22 protein-coding genes are annotated in these 22,623 nt (G+C 66.3%); 17 read left to right on the top strand and 5 right to left on the bottom strand.

Going from position 1 to position 22,623, the window contains the following annotated elements:
- Positions 1 to 470: 470 nt before the first annotated feature.
- Genes flgH through flgF form a run of 4 tightly spaced genes read right to left on the bottom strand, consistent with a single transcriptional unit; the run spans position 471 to position 3,828 of the window.
- A complete protein-coding gene (gene flgH / locus CP958_RS01875; RefSeq protein ID WP_096700319.1) occupies positions 471 to 1,262 on the bottom strand; it encodes a flagellar basal body L-ring protein FlgH in 792 nt (263 codons plus the stop codon).
- A 26-nt stretch (positions 1,263 to 1,288) separates the two neighbouring features.
- Entirely contained in the window at positions 1,289 to 2,263 is a 975-nt protein-coding gene (flgA, locus tag CP958_RS01870; protein ID WP_096700318.1) for a flagellar basal body P-ring formation chaperone FlgA, read from the bottom strand.
- A 10-nt stretch (positions 2,264 to 2,273) separates the two neighbouring features.
- Complete coding sequence (flgG, locus tag CP958_RS01865) at positions 2,274 to 3,059, bottom strand: flagellar basal-body rod protein FlgG (RefSeq protein WP_096700317.1); 786 nt, start codon at positions 3,057 to 3,059, stop codon at positions 2,274 to 2,276.
- 28 nt (positions 3,060 to 3,087) lie between these two features.
- A complete protein-coding gene (gene flgF / locus CP958_RS01860) occupies positions 3,088 to 3,828 on the bottom strand; it encodes a flagellar basal-body rod protein FlgF (protein WP_096700316.1) in 741 nt (246 codons plus the stop codon).
- Positions 3,829 to 4,144: 316 nt separating this feature from the next.
- Here flgF and CP958_RS01855 point away from each other — a divergent pair, with 316 nt between their 5' ends.
- The 16 genes from CP958_RS01855 to CP958_RS01770 all read left to right on the top strand — a co-directional run bounded on the left by CP958_RS01855 (position 4,145) and on the right by CP958_RS01770 (position 19,515).
- On the top strand, positions 4,145 to 4,687 hold the full coding sequence (locus CP958_RS01855; protein WP_096700322.1) for a flagellar basal body-associated FliL family protein: 543 nt from the start codon (positions 4,145 to 4,147) through the stop codon (positions 4,685 to 4,687).
- 22 nt (positions 4,688 to 4,709) lie between these two features.
- The gene (gene fliM / locus CP958_RS01850) at positions 4,710 to 5,891 is read left to right on the top strand and encodes a flagellar motor switch protein FliM (RefSeq protein WP_096700315.1); all 1,182 of its coding nucleotides are present in this window, start codon (positions 4,710 to 4,712) and stop codon (positions 5,889 to 5,891) included.
- Between the two features lie 5 nt (positions 5,892 to 5,896).
- Positions 5,897 to 6,418: a DUF6468 domain-containing protein gene (locus tag CP958_RS01845; RefSeq protein WP_242442688.1), complete on the top strand. Its 522-nt coding sequence runs from the start codon at positions 5,897 to 5,899 to the stop codon at positions 6,416 to 6,418.
- Between the two features lie 9 nt (positions 6,419 to 6,427).
- Positions 6,428 to 7,186, top strand: coding sequence for a MotE family protein (locus tag CP958_RS01840; RefSeq protein WP_096700313.1), 759 nt, complete (start codon positions 6,428 to 6,430; stop codon positions 7,184 to 7,186).
- Between the two features lie 121 nt (positions 7,187 to 7,307).
- Entirely contained in the window at positions 7,308 to 7,694 is a 387-nt protein-coding gene (locus CP958_RS01835; protein WP_096700312.1) for a response regulator, read from the top strand.
- Between the two features lie 24 nt (positions 7,695 to 7,718).
- Positions 7,719 to 8,357, top strand: coding sequence for a protein phosphatase CheZ (locus CP958_RS01830; RefSeq protein ID WP_096700311.1), 639 nt, complete (start codon positions 7,719 to 7,721; stop codon positions 8,355 to 8,357).
- Between the two features lie 1,231 nt (positions 8,358 to 9,588).
- On the top strand, positions 9,589 to 11,895 hold the full coding sequence (locus CP958_RS01815; RefSeq protein WP_170958802.1) for a tetratricopeptide repeat protein: 2,307 nt from the start codon (positions 9,589 to 9,591) through the stop codon (positions 11,893 to 11,895).
- Between the two features lie 15 nt (positions 11,896 to 11,910).
- Positions 11,911 to 12,534 (top strand): hypothetical protein, encoded by a 624-nt coding sequence (locus tag CP958_RS01810; protein WP_096700307.1) that lies wholly within the window; start codon positions 11,911 to 11,913, stop codon positions 12,532 to 12,534.
- A gap of 9 nt (positions 12,535 to 12,543) precedes the next feature.
- A complete protein-coding gene (locus tag CP958_RS01805) occupies positions 12,544 to 13,686 on the top strand; it encodes an NnrS family protein (RefSeq protein ID WP_096700306.1) in 1,143 nt (380 codons plus the stop codon).
- 15 nt (positions 13,687 to 13,701) lie between these two features.
- A complete protein-coding gene (locus CP958_RS01800) occupies positions 13,702 to 13,998 on the top strand; it encodes a nucleotidyltransferase family protein (protein WP_096700305.1) in 297 nt (98 codons plus the stop codon).
- Complete coding sequence (locus CP958_RS01795; protein WP_096700304.1) at positions 13,995 to 14,327, top strand: HepT-like ribonuclease domain-containing protein; 333 nt, start codon at positions 13,995 to 13,997, stop codon at positions 14,325 to 14,327. The genes CP958_RS01800 and CP958_RS01795 overlap by 4 nt, the downstream gene beginning before the upstream one ends.
- Positions 14,324 to 15,262: a tRNA (adenosine(37)-N6)-dimethylallyltransferase MiaA gene (gene miaA / locus CP958_RS01790; protein WP_096700303.1), complete on the top strand. Its 939-nt coding sequence runs from the start codon at positions 14,324 to 14,326 to the stop codon at positions 15,260 to 15,262. The genes CP958_RS01795 and miaA overlap by 4 nt, the downstream gene beginning before the upstream one ends.
- Before the next feature lie 96 nt (positions 15,263 to 15,358).
- Positions 15,359 to 17,125, top strand: coding sequence for an acetolactate synthase 3 large subunit (locus tag CP958_RS01785; RefSeq protein ID WP_096700302.1), 1,767 nt, complete (start codon positions 15,359 to 15,361; stop codon positions 17,123 to 17,125).
- A 13-nt stretch (positions 17,126 to 17,138) separates the two neighbouring features.
- Entirely contained in the window at positions 17,139 to 17,654 is a 516-nt protein-coding gene (gene ilvN, locus CP958_RS01780) for an acetolactate synthase small subunit (protein ID WP_096700301.1), read from the top strand.
- A gap of 54 nt (positions 17,655 to 17,708) precedes the next feature.
- Complete coding sequence (gene ilvC, locus CP958_RS01775) at positions 17,709 to 18,728, top strand: ketol-acid reductoisomerase (RefSeq protein ID WP_096700300.1); 1,020 nt, start codon at positions 17,709 to 17,711, stop codon at positions 18,726 to 18,728.
- An 85-nt stretch (positions 18,729 to 18,813) separates the two neighbouring features.
- On the top strand, positions 18,814 to 19,515 hold the full coding sequence (locus tag CP958_RS01770) for a DUF2461 domain-containing protein (protein WP_096700299.1): 702 nt from the start codon (positions 18,814 to 18,816) through the stop codon (positions 19,513 to 19,515).
- Here the strand turns inward: CP958_RS01770 and CP958_RS01765 are convergent.
- Positions 19,481 to 20,677, bottom strand: coding sequence for a hypothetical protein (locus CP958_RS01765; protein WP_096700298.1), 1,197 nt, complete (start codon positions 20,675 to 20,677; stop codon positions 19,481 to 19,483). The two genes, CP958_RS01770 and CP958_RS01765, sit on opposite strands and share 35 nt — an antisense overlap.
- 383 nt (positions 20,678 to 21,060) lie before the next feature.
- Here CP958_RS01765 and CP958_RS01760 point away from each other — a divergent pair, with 383 nt between their 5' ends.
- Positions 21,061 to 22,605 (top strand): 2-isopropylmalate synthase, encoded by a 1,545-nt coding sequence (locus tag CP958_RS01760; protein WP_096700297.1) that lies wholly within the window; start codon positions 21,061 to 21,063, stop codon positions 22,603 to 22,605.
- The last annotated feature ends 18 nt before the right edge of the window (positions 22,606 to 22,623 follow it).

Below are 22,623 nucleotides of genomic sequence, written 5' to 3'. Positions count from 1 at the left end.
ATCACAGGCAGGCCGGATTGGCCGCCTGAACCAAAGTCCAACCACGGCACTTCGATTGCGAGGGCGATGAAAGCGTGATGGCGACCGGTCAGACCCACGAGCCGAAAAACCCTGTTCGTGTCCCGGCCGGTCGAGGCCGTACGGATGATTTGGGAGCGGTTCGCGGATCACATCATGGCCAGCGGCAAGGTGTGCCGCGCAAACAGGCCGGACACATGACTGCCCCAGACCGGCGGACACTGCGCCTAATTTTCCTTGCAACGCAGGGGCCGTCCACACAAGACACAGATGCGGAGCTTTGCTCCGCTCGCGGATGGACACGGATATGCTCTGTTCTCCGTGTTTATCCGTGGCCGCGAGGCGGCATCCGTGTCCATCCGCGCCTTGGAACCGCCGCCCGCCGCCCGGCAAAAAATGCCGAAGGCCCGCCGGAGTTTTCCCCGGCGGGCCGTTGATGAAAGCCGCTCCGATCAGAACGGGAAGATGATGTCGAAGATCTGCTGGCCGTAGCGCGGCTGGGTCAGGTCGCTGACCATGCCGCGACCGCCGTAATAGACGCGGGCCTCGGCGATCTTTTCCGAGCTGACCGAGTTGGACGAGCTGATGTCCTCGGGGCGGATGATGCCCTGGATGGACAGTTCGCGCATTTCGTAGTTCACCCGGAATTCCTGGCGGCCCGAGATCACCAGATTGCCGTTGGGCAGGACCTGGGTGATCACCGCCGCCATGCTCATGGTGATGCTTTCCGTCCGGGTGGTGTTGCCCGAATTGGTCACCGTCGAGGTCGAGGACAGATCGGCCAGGCTGGCCAGATTGACGGCGGGCAGGAGCTTCTGCAGTTGGGTTTCGAAGCCCATGGCGGTGATGTTGGAGCCGGTGGTGCCCGACCCCGCCTTTTCCGCCCCGCTGCGCGAGTTGGTCAGCCCCGAGGTCAGGGTGGCACTGTCGGAGATGGACACCGCCACGGTCAGGATGTCGCCCACGTCCTTGGCGCGCTGGTCCTTGAAGAAGGCCCGTGCGCCGGGCCGCCACAGGGAATTGGCGTTCTGGGGCGGGGCCGAAGGCTGCGGCATGGGCATGCTGACCGGCTGGTAGCCCGACTTCTGGGTCGGATTCTGGATGGGCGAGGTCTGAGGCCCCGACCCCACTTCCGACATGCGGGTCAGCATGTTGCAGGCCGATACCTCGGACAGGGCCGCGGCGATGGCGATGACGCGCAGAGCCTTGGAACCGAAGAGTCTGGAGAAGCTCGAGGCGGACATGGTCTGTCTCCGAAATCGGCTGGGGTTCAGTTATTGGCCAGGGTGCGCAGGCCGCCCGGCATCACCGACACCTGGCCGGGGCCTTCGACCTTGGCGTCAACGGTCTGCTTGCTGTGCACGTTGGTGACACGGATGACGTCGCCGACACTGCCGTCCTCCATGGCGCGGCCCTGGGCGGTCAGCGTCATGAACTTGGAGCGAAGCACGATGGTCACCGAGCTGTTCTTGCCCACCACCACCGGCTTTTGCACCTCGTTGGTGCGGACCGGCACGCCGGCGCGCAGTTGGTAGCGGGGCTCCAGGCCGACCAGCATGCGGGGATTGCTGATCACATCGCGGCGAACCACTTCCTCGCGGACGTCCACCCACTGGATGTCGGCCTCGCCGATCACCTCGCCGCGGCCCATGGCATGGACGAGGACGGGGATGCGCGCCGAGGCGAAGACACTGCCCATCACCTTGAAGCGGACGGAATTGGGCGCGCCGGCCGGGGCCTCCAGCACCGCCTGGAAGCGGTTCATGCGCGGGTCGTAGACCAGATCCTTGACCGCCACGGTGGGCGACGTGGTGGTCGGAATGACGATATGGAGCTGCTGGCGGTTGCTGATTTCGATGGAGGCGCCGGCGGGGGCGCCCTCCATGGCCAGGGCTTCCCGAAGCTCGGTCTCGATGGCGCGGATGTCGACGCTCTGGCCGGCGCGCTCGACCACCGAGCGCTCGAACGGTGTGGCGGGGCGCCAGTCGATGCCGTAGGACTGGGCCACGGCCACCAGCCAACGGGTTTCCAGGGTGATCCGCTTGCCCGGAGCCGGAGCGTTGGCCAGGGGCGTACCGGCCTTGTCGCCGATATTCTCCCAGATATCGCCCAGGGTGATGGCATCGCCCGTAAGCACGACATTGGGCTTCAGCTGGGGCGGCAGTTCGGTGGCGCGGGCGCTCCCGAAGGCGGCGGCCAGGGCCAGTCCGGCGATGGTGGCACGAAGGCAGAGGCGGCGGATCATGATGGCCTCACTACTTCATCTGGTTGATGGTCGACAGCATCTCGTCGGATGCCTGAATGACCTTCGAGTTCATTTCATAGGCGCGCTGGGCGCCGATCAGGTTGGTCACCTCGGCCACCACGTTGACGTTGGAGGTCTCGAGGTAGCCCTGCAGGACGGTGCCGAAGCCGGGCTTGCCGGGGGTCTGCACCTGCGGCTGGCCCGAGGCCGGGGTTTCCATGAACAGGTTGCCGCCGCGCGCTTCCAGGCCGGCATCGTTGGCGAAGATGGCCAGCGTCAGCTGCCCCTTGACCTGGCTCTGGGTCTGGCCGTCCTGCTTGACGATCACCTGGCCGGTGGAGTCGATGGTGACGCCCACCGCATCCTTGGGGATGGTGACCTGGGGGATCACCTGGAAGCCCTCGTGGGTGACGATGTCGCCTTCCGGCGACAGCTGGAAGGAACCGTCGCGGGTATAGGCGGTCTCGCCCGAGGGCAGCTTGATCTGGAAGTAGCCCTTGCCCTGGACCGCCATGTCCAGCGTGTTGTCGGTGCTCTGGACGCTGCCCTGCTCGGTGATGCGGTACACGGCGGTGGTCTTGACGCCCAGGCCCAACTGCACGCCGGTCGGCACGATGGTGCCGGTATCCGACGACTGCGAGCCGACGCGGCGCAGGTTCTGGTAGAGCAGGTCCGCGAATTCGGGCCGCCGCCGGGTATAGGCGGTGGTGTTCATGTTCGCGATGTTGTTCGAGATGACTTCGACGTTGGTCTGCTGGGCCAGCATGCCGGTCGCGGCGATGTTCAGGGAGCGCATGGCGTGAGTTCCTTACTCGTTGAACCGGTCAGTTGGTCTTGGCGTTGCTCAGGGTCTGGATGGCCTTGAGCTGGCGTTCGTGCTCGGCATCCAGCATCTTCTGCACCCCCTGGTATTCCCGCAGGATCTGGGTCATGCGGGTCATCTCCATCACGGGCTGAATGTTGGATTCCTCCATCATGCCCTGGGCGACGTAGGGGGACTGGACGATCTCGGGGTCCTGGGTGGTCTCGTACATGGAATCGCCGGCCTTGCGCATCTGCTGGTCGTTCTCGAACTTGACGACCTTGATGCGGGCCACGCGGCCGTTCTCGGTGGAGATGGTGCCGTCGGGCGAAACCTCGATCTGGGTCTCGTTGGGGGCGAAGACGATGGGCTGGTCGCGATCGTCCATCACCGCGAAGCCCTGGGTGTTGACCAGCATGCCGGTCTGGTCCAGGCGGAAATGGCCGTTGCGGGCATAGCGCATGCCGGCCTCGGTCTCGATCTGGAAGTAGCCGTCGCCATGCAGGGCGAAATCCAGGGGATTGTCGGTCTTGGTCAGCGGCCCCTCGCGGGTGTCGCGCAGCACGCCGACGTCCTGCACGAAGGCCAGCTTGTTGCCGACGGCGCGCTCGGACGACCGGGTGGGGACCAGGAATTCGCGAAACATCATCTGCTCCCCCTTGAAACCGGGGGTATTGGTGTTGGCCATGTTGTTGGCCACCACTTCCATCTGGCGCCACAAGGCCGCCTGGCGGGACAACGCGATGTAGGATGTGTTCTGCATGGCTCAAATCCGTGTTGGCAATTTCTTGCGCCGCCATCCTTGCAACCGGCGTGCCAACTTCGGGAATCGAGGAAATCCGCCATTTCCTTCGCCCGGGCCATCCTTCGGGGCAGCGGTTGCCGGGCAGTTATTGCCGGGCGCCCCCCGGCATTGCTATCGTGGCGCCGTGGTGGGGGAGAGCACGCGGGGCGGATGGGGTGGATTCCCTATCTTTTGCGCCGGCTCAACCTTCTGTTAACCGCAAAGGTCTAGTTTTTAGGATGCGCACGTGTGGGCCCTGGGTGGGTTCGCGCGGCCCGAGCGGCGGAAGAGGGCCATGGCCGAAGATCTGGAAGAAGATTTCGAAGAAGGTGAGGGCTCGGACGAGATATCCGAGTCACCGTCTAAAAAACTGCCGATCAAGAAGATCCTGATCATCGTGCTGCCCATCCTCCTGCTGGCGGGCGCTGGTGCCGGTATCTATTTCTCCGGCCTGCTGGACAAGCTGACCAGCAAGAAGGAGGAGCACGCCCCGGCCGAGGCGGCGGCCCCGCCCCCGCCCAAGGCGGTGCAGGCGGCGTCGTTCATGGACCTGCCCGAGATGCTGGTCAACCTGCAGACCACGGGGCGCAAGCAGGCCTTCCTCAAGCTCCGGGTGGCGCTCGAGCTGGAGGCGGTCACCGACCAGCCCCGCGTCGAGCAGATGCTGCCCCGCATCATCGACAACTTCCAGATCTACCTGCGCGAATTGCGGGTCGAGGATCTGCAGGGCGCATCGGGCATGCATCTGCTGCGCGAGGAATTGCTGACCCGCGTCAATGCGGCGGTCAAGCCGGTTAAGGTCAATGACGTCCTCTTCAAGGAAATGCTGGTTCAATGACGGACCGGCGGGATAGACCGACATGGCGATGAACGACGGTGGAACCAGCCGCGGGGCCGAGGACGAAGAGGCCCTGATGAAGGAATGGGCCGCCATGGCCGGCGACGATGCCGGCGGTGGCGATGGCGGTGGCGGTGATGCCGCCGGCGGCGGTGACGGCGGCGGCGACATGGCCGCCGAATGGGAAGCCATGCTCGGCGCCGGCGACAGCTCGGGCGAGACCCAGGCGGCGGTGGCCAAGGACGCCACCCGCGTCCTGAACCAGGACGAAATCGACTCGCTGCTGGGCTTCGACGACGATATCGGCGGCGCGGGCGACAAGTCGGGCATCCAGGCCATCCTCAACTCGGCCCTGGTGTCGTACGAACGCCTTCCCATGCTGGAAGTGGTGTTCGACCGCCTGGTCCGCATGATGTCGACCTCCATGCGCAACTTCACGTCGGACAACGTGGAAGTCTCGCTGGACAACATCCTTTCGCTCCGCTTCGGCGACTATCTGAACTCCATTCCCCTGCCCGCCATGCTGGCGGTGTTCAAGGCCGAGGAATGGGACAATTTCGGCCTGCTGACCGTCGATTCGTCGCTGATCTACTCCATCGTCGACGTGCTGCTGGGCGGCCGGCGCGGCACGGCGGCCATGCGTATCGAGGGCCGCCCCTACACCACCATCGAACGCAATCTGGTCGAGCGCATGGTGCACGTGGTGCTGTCCGACCTGTCGGCGGCCTTCGACCCCCTGTCGCCGGTGACCTTCCGCTTCGACCGCCTGGAAACCAACCCGCGCTTCGCCACCATCTCGCGCCCGTCCAACGCCGCCATCGTCGCCAAGCTGCGCATCGACATGGAAGACCGCGGCGGCCGCCTGGAACTGCTGCTGCCCTACGCCACCCTGGAACCCGTCCGCGAGCTGCTGCTGCAGATGTTCATGGGCGAAAAGTTCGGTCGCGACTCCATCTGGGAAACCCACTTGGCCGAGGAGCTGTGGCTGACCGAGGTCGAGCTGGAGGCCGTGCTGGACGAGCAGGTGATGAACCTGCGCGAGGTGCTGAACTGGAAGCCGGGCTCGAAATTCATGCTGAACGCCACCGCCGAGTCGCCCATCGACATGCGCTGCGGCGACGTGGCCATGTTCCGCGGCCGCATGGGGCGCAAGGGCCAGCACATCGCCATTCAGGTGGATGAATCCACCATCAAGACCGGGTGATCACCGTGGATTGGAAAGTCGTTCTCGACATCATCGTATCCGTGCTGCTGATCGCCACCATCGGCTATGCCTGGATGCTGAACCAGCGGCTGTCGTCCCTGCGCAAGAACCGCGACGATCTGGCCAAGACCATCGCCGCCTTCAACGAGGCGACGCTGCGCGCCGAATCCTCCATCCCCAAGCTGCGCAAGGCCGCCGAGGAATCCGGCCAGACCCTGCAGGAGCGGGTGGAAAAGGCCCAGAGCCTGCGTGACGATCTGGCCTTCATGATCGAGCGGGCCGACACCATGGCCAACCGCCTGGAAAACGCCGTGCGCTCGGCCCGCGCCGATGGCGTCAAGGCCGCGCCCGAGCCGCGCGGCGGCGCCCAGGTGGGAACCGCGTCGGCGCCCACCATGCCGCCGCCCCGCATGGCCGGCAACCGCGCCGCCGCCATCGCCGCCGCCGCCGCCGCGTCCGATGCCGACAGCGACGACCGCTCCGAAGCCGAGCGCGAGCTGCTGCGCGCGCTCCAGTCCATGCGGTAAGGAGGCATCATGGCCACCAAGACCCGCAAGCCCGTTCCCGGCCCGGTCAGGGCCCAGCCTCCCGGCGCGTCCAAGGGCAACCGGGGCGCCAAGAACGAGGCCAAGGCCCCCATCGTCCGGGTGCTGCCCATCCTGATCTTCGCCGGCGTGCTGATGCTGTCGCTTCGGGTCGGCGACATCTTCAAGGGCATCCTGGGGATCGAGTCGTTCTCGGTGGCTGAACTGCAGGCGCAGCAGCCGCCCAAGGCGCCACCCGCCCAGCCGGCCGCTCCCGCCGCCCCGGCGCAGCCGGCCGCCGCGCCGGCCGCTCCCCCGGCCAATACCGATCCGGGCGCCGGCATGAGCCAGACGGAACTGGACGTGCTGCAGAAGCTGCAGGAGCGGCGCGGCACCCTGGACACGCGGGAAAGAGATATCGAAAAGCGCGAAGCCCTGCTGAAGGCCGCCGAAGATCAGATCGACCGCAAGGTCGCCGAGATGAAGACGCTGCAGAACACCATCGAGGGGCTGCTGCGTCAGTACAACGACCAGGAAGACAACAAGATGCGGTCCCTGGTCAAGATCTATGAAAATATGAAGCCGAAGGAAGCGGCCAAGATTTTCGAGCAGCTGGATATGAATATCCTGCTGGAAGTGATCGAGCGCATGAAGGAACAACGTGTTGCTCCTATCATGGCCGAAATGGACCCGTCCAAGGCCAAGGCAGTTACTGCCGAATTGGCACAAAGACGCCAGATACCGATGCCAAGGGGAGCTTCGGGCGGGTGATTGCCGGGGGATTGCATAAAAAATGACTTGCGCAAGTGCGATCCCCCATCTTAACTAGGCAAATTCGTAGGTTACCGTTTTTCTCGGTTTCTGGCGGCTAGTGTCTCGAAGGAGCGGATGGATGGCTGTCGATAAGAATATGAACGTCCTCATCGTTGATGATTACAAGACGATGTTGAGAATCATCCGAAACCTGCTCAAGCAGCTGGGTTTCAACAACGTTGATGAGGCCACCGACGGCGCCATGGCGTTGCAGATGCTTCGCGTGGGTAATTACGGTCTGGTGATTTCCGACTGGAACATGGAACCCATGACCGGTCTTCAGCTTCTGCGCGAAGTCCGCGCCGATGCCAAGCTGAAGCCTGTTCCCTTCATCATGGTGACCGCCGAGTCCAAGTCGGAGAACGTCATCGCGGCCAAGGAAGCGGGCGTGTCCAACTACATCGTCAAGCCCTTCAACGCTGAAACGTTGAAGACCAAGATGGTGAGTGTCCTGGGCGAGTTCTAACGACCTTTGGGGGGTCTATTCATCATGTCGGCGAAGGGCGTTGACCGCGATCTCGAGCTTCGGTTGGACGCCATTCGCCGAGAGCATGGCGAGACCATCCATGTGGATCAAATCGGGGAAGTGGTTCGGGCTCTGCTCGAAACCATGACGGGGGATATCGGTGCCGGGGATCTGCGGCTCTATCGCGAGCTGGAATCCCTGGCCAGTTACATCCATGCCGCCAAGGAAGAGATCGCCGCGCTTCGGCCCGGCGAGATCAAGAACGAGTTCATTGCCTCGGCGACCGACGAGCTTGATGCTATCGTCGGCGCCACCGAGGCGGCGACCAACGAGATCATGGACGCGGCCGAAAGCCTGGGTTCGCTCTCGCCCATGCTGGACCAGGAGGTAGCCAACCGCCTGGACGAGATCACCACCCGCATCTTCGAGGCCTGTACCTTCCAAGACATCACCGGTCAGCGCATCACCAAGGTGGTCAGGGCGCTGAAGGAAATCGAGGACCGGGTGGAAAGCCTGGTCAAGATGTTCGGCGCCGAGTACGACGACGGCTCCCCGAAGCAAGAGAAGCCGCTGACCGACCAGGACCTTCTCAACGGCCCGCAGCTGCCCGGCAACGCGACCAATCAGGCCGAAATCGACGCGCTGCTGGCAAGTTTCGACTAGCCTTCCATGAAGGCTGCAGAGCAAGCCACCACCGGACGGCCAGTGAAAGCGCCCGTGGGCGTGAGCGATTCCCGCCGGCGTACGGTTGGCTTGCCCATCGTCCTTTTCCTGCTGGTCACCCTGATCCTCGGCGCGGCCTCCTCGGTCGTGGCCCAGACATCGCCGCGCGCCGCCGAGCATGACGGCTTCGGCCGCATGGTGTTCGACTGGGACGGACCGGTGAAATTCTCGGCCGAGACGGTCAACAGCCAGTTGATCGTGCGCTTCGACAAGCCCATCGCCGGCGACCCCAAGGTGGTGCTGAAGCCGCTGGCCCGCTACCTCAAGGGCGTCACGCTCAGCCCCGACCGCAAGATGGCCACCTTCCCGCTGGCCGTGCCGGTCCAGGTGAAAAGCTTCCAGACCGGCAGCAATTCCGTGGTGGTCGACCTGTCCGAGGCCAAGGCCACCACCTCGTCCTCGGCCCCGCCGCCGCCCGAGCAGTCCATTCCGCCGGCCGAAGCCCCGGCCGTTCCGCCGGCCGAGGCGCCGGCCAAGGGCAAGGAATCTCCGGCCAAGGCCGCCGAACCGGCCAAGGCTCCCGAGCCGGTCAAGGCCGCTCCCCCCGCCCAGCCCCAGGGACCGGCCACCGACCTGATGGTGCGCGGCGGCGAGCATACCGGCTTCAACCGGCTGGTCTTCGACTGGCCCAAGCCGGTGGGCTATTCGGTGGACGAGGCGGGCGCCACCGTCTCCATCAATTTCGACCGGCCGGCCAACGTCAACGTCACCTCGCTGAAGGCCGCCCTGCCCCCCGACGTGGGCTTCCTCGAAGCCAAGGGCAACGGCAAGGGCACCTCGGTGATCCTCTCGCTGCCCCAGGGCATGCGGGTCCGCCACTTCACCAGCGGCCCCCGCGTCGCCGTGGACCTGGTGCGCCCGGCCGGCGNCNGNNTACCGNNCNGNNCCAACGGCNCNGCNGCGCCGCCGCTGNTCCTCGGTCCCCGGTACCGAGGAACAGCCCCCCGCCCTCAAGCCGCTGGATCAGCAGGGTATTCCGCCGGCCGAGGCCGCGGCGCCCGCGCCCACCAACGGCAAGACCAACGGCAACGGCAAGCCGGCCGCCGCCGCCGCCGCCGCCAATGCGGCCGAGGGCGAGTCTTCCGCCCGCCCCGGCGACGAGATCCGTCCGGTCCCCACCGGCAAGGTGGTCAGCCTGGGCTTCGCCTTCGACAAGCCGGTGGGCGCCGCCGTGTTCCGCCGTTCCGGCTGGCTGTGGGCGGTGTTCGACCTCAAGGCCGAGATGGATACCAAGCTCCTGAAGCGCACCGGCGGCGACGTGGTGCTGCATGTGGAGCAGGTCCAGGGCTTCAAGGGCACCGCCATACGCATGATCACCCGGCCGGGCTTCAATCCTTCGGTGCGCAAGGAAGGCCAGTTGTGGGTGCTGGACATCCACGAGCAGCCCATCGCTCCCAAGGCGGGCTTCGACGTCAACACCCAGATGGATTTCCAGGAGCGTGGCCGGGTGGTGATCAAGGCCACCGACGGCTCGCAGCCCATGATCCTGCGCGACCCGGAAGTGGGTGACAGCATCCATGTGGTGACCGTGCCGGCCATCGGAGCCGGCGTGCGCATCGGCCGCGAGTATCCCGGCGCCGAGCTGCTGCCCTCGGCCCAGGGCATCGCCATGATTCCGCGCGCCGACACGGTGCGCCTGGATACCAACCGCGACGGCGTCGAGATCACCCAGCCGGGCGGCCTTTACCTGTCGCCCATGCTGGCCGCCGAGGGCTCCGGCGGCAAGGTGTCCACCGACGGCAACATGGGCGCCGACGTGATGACCACCGGCCCGCTGGACATCAGCAAGTGGTTGCGCGGCGGCAACGACAAGTTCGTCGACGATCACCGCAAGCTGATCAGCCGTCTGGCCCATGTGCGGCCCGACGAGAAGAACGCCCAGCGCATGGAGATCGCGCGGCACTACGTGGCCAACGGCTTCGGGGCCGAGGCCCTGGGCGAGCTGCGGGTGATGGCGGCGGTGGACCCCTTGATCGTCGACACGCCGCCCTACCGCGCGGTGCGCGGCGCCGCCAGCTTCCTGATGGGCCGCGACGCCGACGCCATCGTCGACCTGTCCACCCCGGCGCTGAAGGGCGACGCGCGGGTGCAGTTGTTCCTGGCCGCCGCCTCGGCCCGCTCGCTGCCCGATCCCGGCAAGCATGCCCTGGTGCTGCGCCTCGCCCCCGAGGATATCAAGGGCTGGCCGCGCAACCTGCGCATCGGCATCGGCGAGGTGGCCGCCCGGACCGTGGCCCAGGCCGGCGATTCCAAGGGCGCCGCCCGCATCGTCGACGCCATGATGGGCCCCGGCCTGTCGCGCCGCGACGTGGGCAAGCTGGCTTATCTGTCGGGCATGGCCGCCCAGGCGGGCAAGCAATGGGACACGGCCATCTCGCGCTATCGCGACGCCGAGGCCAGCGAAAGCCGCCCCGACCGCGCCTATGCCGCCCGCGACCGCGTCGAGTTGATGCTGAAACTCAACAAGATGACCCCGGCCGAGGCCATCCGCGACCTGGAGAAGCTGCGCTTCGCCTGGCGCGGCGAGGATTTCGAGTTCCAGTTGCTCCGGCGCCTGGGCCAGCTGCAGATCGCCGCCGGCCGCTATGGCGAGGGACTGCGCTCCATGCATTCGCTGGTCGCCAACTATCCCGACCACCCCGAGATCGGCAAGGTCCAGGATGAGATGAGCGACACCTTCAACCGCCTGTTCCTGGTGGGCGAGGCCGACAAGCTGTCCCCGGTGGTGGCCATCGGCCTCTATGACGAGTTCCAGGAACTGACCCCGTCCGGCACCAAGGGCGACGAGATGATCCGCCGGCTGGCCGACCGGCTGGCCGGAGTGGACCTGCTGGAGCGGGCCGGCGAATTGCTGCGCCATCAGGTGGAGTTCCGGCTGTCGGGCCTGGACAAGGCCCGGGTGGGCACCCGGCTGGCCTTCCTCAACCTGTCGGACCGCAAGCCCGGTCTGGCGATGGAGGCGCTGGAGGCCAGCGAGGCGCCGGAAATCCCCGCCGACCTCGCCGCCCAGCGCCGCTACATCCGGGTGCAGGCGCTGACCGATCTGGGCCGTTCTGCCGAGGCGCTGGCCCTGATCATCAACGACCAGAGCGAAGAGGCCAACCGCCTCAGGGGCGATATCAACTGGAAGCTCAAGCGCTGGCCCGAGGCCGCCGCCGCCCTGGAATCCACCATCACCAAGCCCATCGGCAACCGTCCGCTGGACCCGGCCACGGCGCGGCGCCTGCTCGACACCGCCACCGCCATGACGCTGGCCAAGGACGAACGCGGCCTGACCCGCCTGCGGCGCAATTTCGGCCCCCTGATGGCCCCAACCGAATGGCGCGAGGCCTTCGATCTGCTGACCAGCGAGCCCGAGCGTGGCATCATCGACTACCGTCGCCTGGGCGATAAAATCAAGCAGGTCCAGGATTTCCAGACCTTCATGGGCGAATGGCAGCGGCGGGTGAAGGCCAAGGGCCTGTCGTCCATCAACTGAGCAAGGATCAAGAGCATGGCGGGACGCAATTGGATCGGAGCGGCCCTGGCGGCGCTGCTGGTGGCCGGCTGCACGTCGGGTCTGCCGCCGGCCGCCAACGTCGAGCCGGCCCCGGTGCCGGGCGTGGCGCTGCCCTTCAACGCCCGCGTGATGGTCTTCATGGGCGACAACGACCTGAAGCGGAAGATGAGCATCCAGATCAACCGCTATCAAACCGAGGAAACCAAGGTCATGGACGGCCGTATACTGGCCGAGACCGCCGAGACCATGCTGTCCAAGGGCTTCAGACAGGTGGCGGTCAACGACCCCTCCATCCGTCCCCATATCGTGGTGCGCCTTACCGGCCGGCCCAACTGGGCCAGGCAGGACGGCACCTTGAAGATCGGCTGCGGCATCGACGCCTGGACCGCCGACGGCATTCCGCTGGGCAATTTCGTGGCACGCTGGGACTCGCCCATGAAGACCGACTATCTCAGCGAAATGGGGCCGGGCTATGCCCAGTGCCTGAAGAAGCCGATGGACGAATTGCTGTCCTCGCCCACTCTGGCCCGGCTGGCCGGTGCCGGCTTCCGCGACCCCAATCCCAAGGCCGCCGAGGAATGGATGCGCACCCTGGGTCCGATTGCCGCCTGGAAATAGGGGCGTGACATGACCGGGGCCGCCGCCGCTCCCCTGCCCCGTTCGGGCCGTTTTCCCAAGGCGCACCGGCCGTTCTTCCTGGCCGCCAGCCTTTACGCCGCCCTCTCCGTGCCCCTGTGGGTGGCGGAATGGATGGGGATGCTGCCCGGCTGCGGTGCTTGCGACCCGGTGGCGCGGCACGCCCATGAGATGCTGCTGGGCTTCGCGGCGGCGGTGCTGGGCGGCTATCTGTTCACCAAGGTCACCCGAACCCGGCTGCTCCTGGCCCTGCTGGCCTGGGTGGCGGCGCGCGTCGGCGCCTGGGCCGGGCTGGGCGGCGAAGCGGGACTGGCCCTGTCCCTGGCCTATCCCGTCGCCCTGTTCGCCCTGGGCGGCTGGCCGTTCCTCAAGGCCGCCAAGCTGGGCCACAACATGGTGTTCGCCCCCACCATCGCCGGTTTCGCCATGGCCGAGGCCCTGTATCAGGCCGGACGCATGGGACTGGTCGAGGGCGGCGAGCGCCGCGGCGTGATGACCGCCTTCTGTCTGGTGGCGCTGATGATCCTGGTCATGGGCGGCCGGGTGATCCCCGCCGGCATGGCCGGGCTGGTGCGCAAGGAAGAGGCGCGCGAACTGTTCGACCGCAACCGGCCTTGGGCCGAATGGCTGTGCGTGATCGGCATGACCGCCGAGGCGTTGACCCAGGCCCTCGGCCTGCCGACCTTCGGGGCCATGGCCCTGGCCGGAATGGCCGGGCTGTGGCGCCAGACCCGCTGGCGGCCGATCCTGTCGCTTTCCGACCTGTCGCTGGGACCGATCCAGGTGGGCCACGGGCTGCTGGCCCTGGGACTGATCGCCGCCGCCGCCTCGGACTGGCTGGGCATCGGCCCCTCCACCGACGCGCTGCATCTCGCCACCATCGGCGGCATGGGCATGGTCACCGCCGCCATGATGCTGCGCATCGACGCCATCCGCGAGCGCCGGGTCGGCCAATGGCCCCGCGCCGGCATCGCTTGCGCTGTCCTGCTGGTCTGTGCCGCCGACCTGCGCGCCGCCGCCTCGCTGGCGCCCGACCTGCTGATCCCCATCTCCATGACCCTGTGGTCGGCGGCCTTCGCCGTGGTGGCGTGGAGTCTGGTGAGGGGTTGGGGCAAGCCGCCGGGCACGCTATAATCGGCGCCGGAGACAATGATGGCATCGGCCCGGACCCTGTTGAACGAGAAGCGCGAGGAAATCCTGCGGCTGGCCGCCCTGCACGGGGCGGCCAACGTGCGGGTGTTCGGCTCGGTGGCGCGCGGCGAGGACCGCGACGACAGCGACATCGACCTGCTGGTCCACATGGAAGACGATCGATCGCTGCTGGACATGATCCGCTTCTGGGATCAGGTCGGCAACCTGCTGGGGCGCAAGGTGGACGTGGTCGATGACGAAAGTCTTCACTATGTGATCCGCGACGAAATCCTGAGCGAGGCAAGGCCGCTGTGAACGCGCGGGATCGCACCTATCTGATCCATATTCGCGATGCGATCGCGTTGATTCGAGAATACACCGCCGGGAGCGAGCAGGCGTTTATGTCCTCGCGCCTCCACCAGGACGCCGTCATGCGCAATTTCGAGATCGTGGGCGAGGCCGGAGGACGCCTGTCGAAGGAACTCCGGGATAACAGCCCGGTTGCGTGGCAGGAAATCAAGGCGTTCCGCAACTTCCTGGCCCATCAATACATGGATGTGCGACCGGCCATGGTATGGCGCATCATCACCAACGACCTCCCCGCCTTGGAAGCCCATGTCCTGAGCCTCCTTACCGCGTCATGACCCTCCCCCCCGCCCTGGTCATCGCCGGCCCCACCGCGTCGGGCAAGTCCGGCCTTGCGCTCAAGATCGCCCGCGAGTTCGGCGGCGTGGTGATCAACGCCGATTCCATGCAGATCTACGATGCCCTGCCGCTGCTCACCGCCCGGCCGTCGGATCAGGACATGGCGCAGGCGCCGCACCGGCTCTACGGCGTGTTGCCCCCGTCCGAAGTCTGCTCGGCGGCCCGGTGGGGCGTGCTGGCGGCCGCCGAGATGGACGCGGCCTGGGCGGCGGGCAAGCTGCCGGTCCTGACGGGCGGCACCGGGCTTTATCTCAGGGCAGTGATGGAAGGCCTTTCCCCGATCCCCGACATCCCCGACGCCGTCCGGGCGCAAGCCCGAGCCCTACTGGCGGAGATGGGCAACGACGCCTTCCACAATCGTCTGGCCAAGCGCGACCCGGTGATGGCGGAGCGCCTCGATCCCGGCAATTCCCAGCGTCTGGCGCGGGCCTGGGAGGTGCTCGAGGCCACCGGCCGCTCCCTGGCCGAATGGCAGGCCGAACCGCGGGAGGGCGCCGTGGCGGCCCGCTGGCTCACCATGGTCCTCGACCCGGCGCGCCCCCGCCTCTACGCCCAATGCGACGCCCGCTTCCGCGCCATGATGGCGGCCGGCGCCCTGGACGAGGTCCGCCGGTTCGAGTCCCTTGACCTTGCCCCCGACCTGCCCATCGGGAAGGCCCTGGGCCGCCGCGAACTGGCCCTGCATCTGGCGGGAGAGCTTGACCTGGAAACCGCCGTCGCCGCCGCCCAGCAGGCCACCCGCAACTATGCCAAGCGCCAGGGGACATGGTTCCGCCATCAATTGAATGCGTCGATCACTATCTCAGAGCAATTTTCGGAAAGTTTGATAGCCACAATCTTTCTGAAAATTCGCCAACACCTCTTGACCATGTGAAGACATGCCGCTAGGTTGTCCCCCCGCGCCGCAGTGCAGCAGCGCGCTTGCCTGCCTGTCCGGCGGGCGACAACGACATAGAGACAAGGTGCTGAGATGGTGCATCACGATACGTTGACCGGAGCGGAAATCCTCCTCAAGGCCCTGGTCGATCAGGGTGTAGAGGTCATTTTCGGGTATCCCGGCGGCGCCGTACTGCCCATCTACGACGAGCTGTTCAAGCAGAACCGCCTGCGCCACGTGCTGGTCCGCCACGAGCAGGCCGCCGTGCACGCCGCCGAAGGCTATGCGCGGTCCACCGGCAAGGTCGGCTGCGTCCTGGTGACCTCTGGCCCCGGCGCCACCAACGCGGTGACCGGTCTGGCCGACGCGCTGTGCGATTCGGTGCCGCTGGTCTGCCTCACCGGACAGGTGCCCACCCACCTGATCGGCAACGACGCCTTCCAGGAAGCGGACATCACCGGCATCACCCGGCCGTGCACCAAGCACAACTACTTGGTCAAGAACGTCGACGACCTGGCCAAGACCGTGCACGAGGCCTTCCACGTGGCCCGCTCGGGCCGTCCCGGTCCGGTGCTCATCGACCTGCCCAAGGACGTGGTCCAGGCCAGGGGCGAGTACCAGCCGCCGTCCAAGGTCAAGTCCAAGTACAAGCCCCAGGTCAAGGGCGACCTGAAGGCCATCGAGAAGGCGGTCGAGATGATCGCCCACGCCAAGCGGCCGATCTTCTACGTGGGCGGCGGCGTGGTGAATTCGGGTCCGGCGGCCTGCCAGCTGATGACCCAGTTCGTGCGCATGACCGGCTACCCGTGCACGCTCACCCTGATGGGCCTGGGCGCCATTCCCGGCTCGGACCCGCTGTTCCTGGGCATGCTGGGCATGCACGGCACCGTCGAGGCCAACATGGCCATGCACGATTGCGATCTGATGATCAACATCGGCGCCCGTTTCGACGACCGCGTCACCGGCAAGCTGGACGGCTTCTCGCCCCATTCCAAGAAAATCCACGTGGACATCGACCCCAGCTCCATCAACAAGAACGTGGTGGTCGACCTTCCCATCGTCGGCGATTGCGCCCACGTGCTGGAAGACATGATCAAGGTGTGGAAGGCCAAGCAGGCCAGAGTCGATGAAAAGGCGCTGAAGGCCTGGTGGGCCAAGATCGACCAGTGGCGGGCCACCGACTGCCTGTCCTTCGAGAATTCCAACAAGATCATCAAGCCGCAATACGCCGTGCAGCGGCTGTACGAGCTGACCCGCCACCGCAATCCCTACTTCTGCACCGAGGTGGGCCAGCACCAGATGTGGGCGGCCCAGCACCTCAAGTTCGACCTGCCGCATCACTGGCTGACCTCGGGCGGCCTGGGCACCATGGGCTACGGCCTGCCCAGCGCCATGGGCGTGCAGATGGCCCACCCGGAGGCGCTGGTCATCAACATCGCCGGCGAGGCCTCGATCCAGATGAACATCCAGGAGATGGCCACGCTGGTGCAGCACCGCCTGCCGGTGAAGATCGTCATCCTCAACAACCAGTATCTCGGCATGGTCCGCCAGTGGCAGGAACTGATCCACGGCGGCCGCTATTCCGAGAGCCACATGATCCACCATCCGGATTTCGTCAAGCTGGCCGACGCGTTCGGCGCCGTCGGGCTGCGCGCCGAGAAGCCCGGCGAGGTGGACGAGGCCATCAAGGAGATGATCGCCGTCGACCGCCCGGTGATCCTGGAACTGCGGACCGACGCGTCCGAGAACGTGTTCCCGATGATCATGCCCGGCATGGCCCATAACGAAATGGTGCTGGGGCCGGAGGACAAGGGCCGCGACAAGCCGGGCTCGGAACAAGACGGCATGGTTCTGGTGTAAGGGGGATTTTGACGTGACCATCGTTCAGCAAGAAGTCAACCGTCACACCGTCGCCGTCCTGGTGGACAACGAATCCGGCGTGCTGGCCCGTGTCATCGGCCTGTTCTCAGGGAGAGGCTACAACATCGAAAGCCTGACCGTGGCCGAGGTGGATTCGAGCGAGAAGCTGTCGCGCATCACCATCGTGACCAGCGGCACCGCCATGATCATCGAGCAGATCAAGAACCAGCTGCGCCGTCTGGTGCCGGTGCACAAGGTGCACGATCTGACCATCGAAGGCCCGCATGTCAGCCGCGAGCTGGCCCTGGTCAAGGTGGCGGCCACCGGCGACAAGCGGGTGGAATCCTTGCGCATCGCCGACATCTTCCGGGCCCGCGCCATCGATTCCACCAACGAAAGCTTCGTCTTCGAAGTGGTGGGCGCCACCGAGAAGGTGGATGCCTTCATCAAGCTGATGGAGCCGCTCGGACTGATCGACGTTTCGCGCACCGGCGTCGTCGCCATTGCGCGCGGACCGAATCCGATTTAGAAAGCCGCCCAGATTTCTGCGCGGAGCCGTCTCCGCCTGTCGAAAGGAAACAACATGCGCGTCTATTACGATCGGGATGCCGACGTTAATCTGATCAAGGGCAAGAAGGTCGTGGTCGTCGGCTACGGCTCGCAGGGCCACGCCCATGCCCTGAACCTGCGCGATTCCGGCATCAAGGACGTCGCTGTGGCGCTGCGCGCCGGCTCGGCGACCGCCAAGAAGGCCGAGGGCGAGGGCCTGAAGGTCATGACCCCGGCCGATGCCGCCAAGTGGGGCGACGTGGTGATGATCCTCACCCCGGACGAGCTGCAGGCCGACCTCTATTACAACGATCTGGCCGCCAACATGAAGCAGGGCGCCGCCCTGGTCTTCGCCCACGGCCTGAACATCCACTTCAAGCTGATCGAGGCCCGCGCCGACCTGGACGTGTTCATGGTCGCCCCCAAGGGCCCCGGCCACACCGTGCGCGGCGAATACCTGAAGGGCGGCGGCGTGCCCTGCCTGGTGGCGGTGGCCCAGAACGCCTCGGGCAATGCGCTGGAGATCGCCCTGTCCTATGCGTCGGCCATCGGCGGCGGCCGTTCGGGCATCATCGAGACCAGCTTCCGCGAGGAATGCGAGACCGACCTGTTCGGCGAGCAGGTCGTGCTGTGCGGCGGCCTGACCAAGCTGATCCAGTACGGCTTCGAGACCCTGGTCGAGGCGGGCTATGCCCCCGAGATGGCCTATTTCGAGTGCCTGCACGAGGTGAAGCTGATCGTCGACCTCATCTATGAGGGCGGCATCGCCAACATGCGCTACTCCATCTCCAACACCGCGGAATACGGCGACTACGTCACCGGCCCGCGCATCATCACCGAAGAGACCAAGGCCGAGATGAAGCGCGTCCTGGAAGACATCCAGGCCGGCCGCTTCGTCCGCGACTGGATGCTCGAGTGCAAGGCCGGCCAGCCGTCCTTCAAGGCCACCCGCCGCATCCAGGCCGAGCACGGCATCGAGGTCATCGGCGAGAAGCTGCGCGCCATGATGCCCTGGATCGCCAAGAACAAGCTGGTGGACAAGGCCAAGAACTAAGGCCCCGTCCCTTCGCGTTCGGACAAGGCCCCGGCGGGAAACCGCCGGGGCTTTTTCATTGCCCCGCCCCGAGGTACCATCCCCCATGAGCACCTTCGAAGGTTTCTCCCCCCAGGCCCCCGCCTTCCTGGCGGATTTGGCCGCCAACAACGAGACCGCGTGGTTCAACGCCCGCAAGGACGCCTATCGCGACCTGATCCAGACGCCGCTGCGCCGGTTGTTTCTGACCATGGCCCCGGCCATGCTGGAGATCGATCCCGGCTTCGACACCAATCCCATGGGCGGCGCCGTATCGCGCATCCGCCGCGACACCCGTTTCTCCCACGACAAGTCGCCCTACCGTATCAAGCAGTGGATGAGCTTTCGCCGGGCCGGCGAGGGATGGCAGAACCGCCCCGCCTTTTTCCTGGCCTTCGCGCCGGGCGGCTACCGCTTCGGCATGGGCTTCTACGCCGCCAGCCCCGCCACCATGACCGGGCTGCGAACCGCCGTCACCGCCCGCCCGACCGCTTTCGCCGAAGCCATCGCGGCGGCGGACGAGGCGGGCTTCGCCCTTACGGGGGAAACCTACCGCCGTTCGCGCCTGCCCAAGGGGATGGAAGCCACCCTGCCCGCCTCGCTGCATGCCTGGTTCGGCCTCAAGAACGTTTACCTCTGCCGCGAACGCCCCATGGAGCCGCTGTTCTTTTCGCCCGACCTCGCCGACGAACTCGTGGTCCGGCTGGGCAAGATGGCGCCGCTCTACGACCTGCTTACCGGGCGAACCGCCCAAACAGATCGTCCATGAAGGCGGCGAAGGCGGCCGGCGAGGCCTCGGCATCCAGGCCGGCGGCCCGCGCCCGGCCGATCAGCGCCAGGATCAGCACCAGTTCACCCCGGCGGCCGAACAGACGCTCGTAGACGCCCGGCGGCAGCAGCAGGGCCGACTTGGCCAGCATGGCGGTCATCTGCTCGGGATCGAGGCCGAAATCCACGGTCAGGCGGCGCACGGTGCCCGATCCGGTCATGCTCAGGGCACGGGCGGCGCGGCGCAGTTCCTCGCGCCCCGGCGAGCCCAGAGCGGCCTTGATCGCCGGCGTGGTGAGCAGCGGGACCACCGTTTCCATGCGGATCTGTCGGCCGTCGGCCGACAACACGTCGCCGAGGCGGGGGCGCCCCTCGCCGACCAGCGGCGCGCCGGGCAAGGTGGCGGCCCCCTGGACCGGCTCGGATGCCGGCACGACGGGCACGGCTTCGGGCTCCGGCTCGGGTTGGGGTTCGGACGCCAGGAGAACCGGCTCCACCACCCACTCGGCGGGCATCTGCCGCTGGTCGGCGGCGCCATCCAGCCAGGCCGACAACTCGGCCGCATCGCGGAAGTCGAGGATGCGCGAGCCCAAGGCCCGGACCTCGGGCGGCGTCATGCGGGCATATTGCGGAATGATCGGCACCTGCCAGTCGTGCAGCAGGTAGCGGCGGATGGCGTCGTAGAGCTGATCGCCGGGCGAGCGGCTCTTGCGGCCGCGGCTTTCCTCCACCCGGCTGTTCATCCAGGCCAGCATGCCGCCCCACCCCACTTCCCGGCGCCGGTGCAGCCGTTCGGCCCGGCCGGGGGGAAAGCCGTCGAGGCGGGCGCGGAAGTGCCGCTTGGCCGCCGAGCGGACGATCATGGCGATCACCTGATTGACGGTGCGGCCGCAATTCAGCTGCGTGTTGTCGTTGCTCACCGGGCGGCCCCTGGCGTCCACCAGCAGGGGACGGAAGCTGGCCCGGTGGGTGCGGAAAGCTATGAAACAGCGGTTCAGCAGATCGCAATCGCGCAGCGCCGTCTCCAATTCGCGGCCGCGCGGTACCCAGGCCAGTTCGGGAACCATGCCCACCAGCTTGGCCATCACCGGCCCCGCCAGGGTCTGGTTGAGGGCCTGTCGCGACTGCCGGGCGGCAGTGGACTGAGTCGAGGTGGTACGCATCACTTCAAAGCTCCAAACCCCTATGCACAACATCCATCCCAAATTCAGCATAGTGTTTTTGTCGGGTATGAACTGTGAGTCGGCACACACAATTTTCGGCTTTTTTGTCAGTAATCTAAGGGCATAGCTGGAACGAATCCGAAGTCTGGGACCTCCCGGCCTCCGCCATGGGACGGCCGGGCGGGAACGACCGGTGAAATCCTGGGTCCCCCATGTGTTTCCGACACACGAACTATGTTGACATCGCACCGCGAAATGGCCTTCCTATAGGCGCGGTGAAACGGGTTTCACGACACTGTTTCACCGGCCGCTTCCGGCGGGCCGTGCTCGCCTCTTTTCCGTTCGCGCCTTTTCCCGGCGCGCCACAGTTCAAGAGCGAGTGCATGGATCAGAACCGCGTCATCATCTTCGACACCACGTTGCGTGACGGCGAGCAATCGCCCGGCGCCTCCATGAATCTGGAGGAGAAAGTCCGTATCGCGCTGGTGCTGGAGGAGATGGGCGTCGACGTCATCGAAGCCGGCTTCCCCATCGCCTCCAACGGCGATTTCGAGGCGGTCGAGGCGGTCGCCAAGGCGGTCAAGACCTCGGTGATCTGCGGCCTGGCCCGCGCCACCAAGGGCGATATCGAGCGCTGCGCCGAGGCCATCAAACCGGCGGCGCGCGGCCGCATCCACACCTTCTTGTCCACCAGCCCCCTGCACATGAAATACAAGCTGCAGATGGAGCCGGAGAAGGTTCTGGAAAAGATCGCCGATTCGGTGGCCTACGCCCGCTCGCTGACCGACGACGTGGAATGGTCGGCCGAGGACGGCTCGCGCACCGAGCACGATTTCCTGTGCCGCTGCGTCGAGGCCGCCATCAACTCCGGCGCGCGGACCATCAACATCCCCGACACCGTGGGCTATGCGGTGCCCGACGAATACGCCGCCCTGATCGAGATGCTGTTCAACCGGGTGCCCAACATCGACAAGGCGGTCATCTCGGTGCACTGCCACAACGACCTGGGCCTGGCCGTCGCCAATTCCCTGGCGGCGGTGGGCAAGGGCGCGCGGCAGATCGAATGCACCATCAACGGCCTGGGCGAGCGCGCCGGCAACGCCGCCATGGAAGAGATCGTCATGGCGCTGCGCACCCGGCCCGACCGGATGCCCTACAAGACCGGCATCAAGACCGAGAACATCACCAAGGCGTCCCGTCTGGTCTCGACCATCACCGGCTTCGTGGTCCAGCCCAACAAGGCCATCGTCGGCAAGAATGCCTTCGCCCACGAATCGGGCATCCATCAGGACGGCGTCCTCAAGCACGCCCAGACCTACGAAATCATGACCCCGGAATCCGTCGGCCTGCACCGCTCGTCCCTGGTGATGGGCAAGCATTCCGGCCGTGCCGCCTTCAAGGCCAAGTTGAAGGAGCTGGGCTACGACCTGGGCGACAACGCGGTGGAGGACGCCTTCAACCGCTTCAAGGATCTGGCCGACCGCAAGAAGGACGTGTTCGACGAGGACATCGTCGCCCTGGTGGACGACGCGGTGGTGCGCGGCAACGACCGGGTCAAGCTGGTCTCGCTGGAGGTGCTGTGCGGCACCAAGCACCAGCCGCCGTCGGCCGAACTGGAACTGTCGGTGGACGGCCAGGTCAAGAGCGTGCGCGCCACCGGCGACGGTCCGGTGGACGCCACTTTCAACGCCATCAAGGCGTTGTTCCCCCACGAGGCCAAGCTGCAGCTCTATCAGGTGAGCGCGGTGACCCAGGGGACCGACGCCCAGGCCGAGGTCACCGTCCGACTGGAAGAAGACGGTAAGAGCGTCAATGGCCAGGGTGCCGAAACCGACACCCTGGTGGCGTCGGCGCGGGCCTATGTCAACGCCCTGAACAAACTTCTGGTCAAACGGCAAAAAACCGCCCCCGACGACGCCGGGCCGTGATATAGCACGCGCGCGACC

The sequence above is a fragment of the Magnetospirillum sp. 15-1 genome (assembly GCF_900184795.1).
Taxonomy (GTDB): Bacteria; Pseudomonadota; Alphaproteobacteria; order Rhodospirillales; family Magnetospirillaceae; genus Phaeospirillum.
The sequence above is the reverse complement of the archived record's forward strand: the minus strand, read 5'-3'. Positions and strand labels throughout refer to the sequence as shown.

Bases quoted from the DNA above. Each gene is read 5' to 3' on its own strand.
- flgH (WP_096700319.1), bottom strand. From the start codon at position 1,262: ATGTCCGCCTCGAGCTTCTCCAGACTCTTCGGTTCCAAGGCTCTGCGC.
- flgA (WP_096700318.1), bottom strand. From the start codon at position 2,263: ATGATCCGCCGCCTCTGCCTTCGTGCCACCATCGCCGGACTGGCCCTG.
- flgG (WP_096700317.1), bottom strand. From the start codon at position 3,059: ATGCGCTCCCTGAACATCGCCGCGACCGGCATGCTGGCCCAGCAGACC.
- flgF (WP_096700316.1), bottom strand. From the start codon at position 3,828: ATGCAGAACACATCCTACATCGCGTTGTCCCGCCAGGCGGCCTTGTGG.
- CP958_RS01855 (WP_096700322.1), top strand. From the start codon at position 4,145: ATGGCCGAAGATCTGGAAGAAGATTTCGAAGAAGGTGAGGGCTCGGAC.
- fliM (WP_096700315.1), top strand. From the start codon at position 4,710: ATGGCGATGAACGACGGTGGAACCAGCCGCGGGGCCGAGGACGAAGAG.
- CP958_RS01840 (WP_096700313.1), top strand. From the start codon at position 6,428: ATGGCCACCAAGACCCGCAAGCCCGTTCCCGGCCCGGTCAGGGCCCAG.
- CP958_RS01835 (WP_096700312.1), top strand. From the start codon at position 7,308: ATGGCTGTCGATAAGAATATGAACGTCCTCATCGTTGATGATTACAAG.
- CP958_RS01830 (WP_096700311.1), top strand. From the start codon at position 7,719: ATGTCGGCGAAGGGCGTTGACCGCGATCTCGAGCTTCGGTTGGACGCC.
- CP958_RS01810 (WP_096700307.1), top strand. From the start codon at position 11,911: ATGGCGGGACGCAATTGGATCGGAGCGGCCCTGGCGGCGCTGCTGGTG.
- CP958_RS01805 (WP_096700306.1), top strand. From the start codon at position 12,544: ATGACCGGGGCCGCCGCCGCTCCCCTGCCCCGTTCGGGCCGTTTTCCC.
- CP958_RS01800 (WP_096700305.1), top strand. From the start codon at position 13,702: ATGATGGCATCGGCCCGGACCCTGTTGAACGAGAAGCGCGAGGAAATC.
- miaA (WP_096700303.1), top strand. From the start codon at position 14,324: ATGACCCTCCCCCCCGCCCTGGTCATCGCCGGCCCCACCGCGTCGGGC.
- CP958_RS01785 (WP_096700302.1), top strand. From the start codon at position 15,359: ATGGTGCATCACGATACGTTGACCGGAGCGGAAATCCTCCTCAAGGCC.
- ilvC (WP_096700300.1), top strand. From the start codon at position 17,709: ATGCGCGTCTATTACGATCGGGATGCCGACGTTAATCTGATCAAGGGC.
- CP958_RS01770 (WP_096700299.1), top strand. From the start codon at position 18,814: ATGAGCACCTTCGAAGGTTTCTCCCCCCAGGCCCCCGCCTTCCTGGCG.
- CP958_RS01765 (WP_096700298.1), bottom strand. From the start codon at position 20,677: ATGCGTACCACCTCGACTCAGTCCACTGCCGCCCGGCAGTCGCGACAG.
- CP958_RS01760 (WP_096700297.1), top strand. From the start codon at position 21,061: ATGGATCAGAACCGCGTCATCATCTTCGACACCACGTTGCGTGACGGC.